This is a genomic window from Halobacillus sp. BBL2006, from assembly GCF_000786645.1.
In the GTDB taxonomy this organism is placed as follows: domain Bacteria; phylum Bacillota; class Bacilli; order Bacillales; family Halobacillaceae; genus Halobacillus.
Genome location: NZ_JRNX01000587.1, coordinates 1 through 1,772, shown reverse-complemented (window position 1 = coordinate 1,772; position 1,772 = coordinate 1). Strand labels below are relative to the sequence as shown.

Below are 1,772 nucleotides of genomic sequence, written 5' to 3'. Positions count from 1 at the left end.
TTCACCTGTAGCAGGGTTCCATCTGGAAACTTTCGCTCCACCAAAGTGGGCGATCCACAGCATCCCTTCCTCATCAATCGTCATTCCATCAGGAGCCCCTATTTCTTCTTCAAAAGAAATGATCGATGAAGGATCGCTGATCGCTCCTGTTTCTTTATCATATTTATACTGATAAACCTGCTTTGTAGGCGTATCAATATAATACATCTTCGTATGATCTGGAGACCAGGCGATGCCGTTAGAAATGCCCACCCCTGTCACCTTCTCTCTGACAGATAAGTCAGCGTCCATACAATAAAGGGTGCCCGTTCGTTCGTTTTCTTCCTGATCCATCGTTCCAGCCCAGAACCTTCCTGCAGGATCGCATTTTCCATCATTGAATCGATTGTTCGGCAAATGAGATTCGGGGTCATCGATTGGTTCTAATTGATCTGACATCCAATTATAAAAATAAAATCCATTCTCAAGCGCAAGCACGACTTCCCCACTTTCTCTTGGGGCAATCGCACCAGGAGACTGTCCTATCTCGATGGTTGTGTTTTCATGTTGCGCGGGGTCATACCTATGGATTTCCTTTTGTAAAATGTCGACCCAGTAAAGGAGTTCTTTCTCACGGTCCCACGTGGGTCCCTCCCCTAACAAAGATTTTGAATCGACAATAAGTTCTACAGACATGTTAATCCTCCTAAGTTAGGTTTACAGTTATCCTAACATTTATTTCCTCTTATTCCCGCTAAACTATGGGTTTGTAACTCATTCTTAATGAAATGCAAATAAAATTTTTCAGAATTATCTTCAGTTTTTAAGATAACGCTTACATGGTACATTTCATTAGGTTTCACCCCTTATGACTTAGGGAATCCAGTAATAGCAGGGTCTCTCAAAATATTTGACTATGCACATTATTCTGATAACATTATGGAACATGGTGAAGACTTATGTCCATCATAGAAAATCAATAACAGGAAGGTGACAGTGTGACTACTCAAAGCAGAGCAAACGATCATACTACTCCATTACGCCAGGACATCAGTTCCCTGGGTAAGATGTTAGGAAACATCCTCGTTCATCATGGCGGTGATGAGCTGTTGGATAAAGTTGAAACAATACGTACACTTACGAAAGATCTCAGGAATAATCCTGAACCATCCACATATGACCAATTAAAAGAAGAAATCCATAGCCTCGAACCACCGATGCGCTCCCAGGTCATCCGCGCATTCTCAATTTATTTCCACCTCGTCAATATTGCCGAACAAAACCACCGTATTCGCAGACGTCGCGAATATCAACTCAGAGAAGACCACGGTGTACAGCCATTCTCCTTGGATAGTGCTGTAAAAAACCTAAAAAACAATGACTTTTCTAAAGAAGTCATCCAAAATGTACTGGACCATCTATCTTTAGAACTGATCATTACCGCTCACCCGACGGAAGCGACTAAACGGACAGTCCTTGAAATTCAAAAACGGATTGCTACGATCCTGAAGCAACTGGATCACCCACAACTGACGAAGCATGAGAAAGAAAGTCTGTTGGAAAGCCTCCAAAATGAAGTTACTGTTCTTTGGCAGACAGACGAACTTCGGGAACGCAAACCTACCGTGATGGATGAAGTCCGCAATGGATTATATTATTTTGATGAGACGTTGTTTGAAGTACTTCCTGACATTCATCAGGAACTTGAAACCCGATTGGAAGAAGCCTACCCTGGTGAAGAATGGTCGGTTCCAAACTTCTTGCGCTTCGGCTCCTGGATTGGCGGTGACCGT

At 42.8% G+C, this 1,772-nt stretch carries 2 protein-coding genes; one reads left to right on the top strand and one right to left on the bottom strand.

Annotated elements, in window-relative coordinates:
- Positions 1 to 675: SMP-30/gluconolactonase/LRE family protein (locus tag LD39_RS16455; RefSeq protein ID WP_035549947.1), on the bottom strand; the 675-nt coding region annotated here is incomplete at its 3' end.
- A gap of 302 nt (positions 676 to 977) precedes the next feature.
- On the opposite strand from LD39_RS16455, the gene LD39_RS16450 reads away from it, so the two are divergent.
- A partial coding sequence (locus LD39_RS16450) for a phosphoenolpyruvate carboxylase (protein WP_035549944.1) occupies positions 978 to 1,772 on the top strand: 795 nt, incomplete at its 3' end.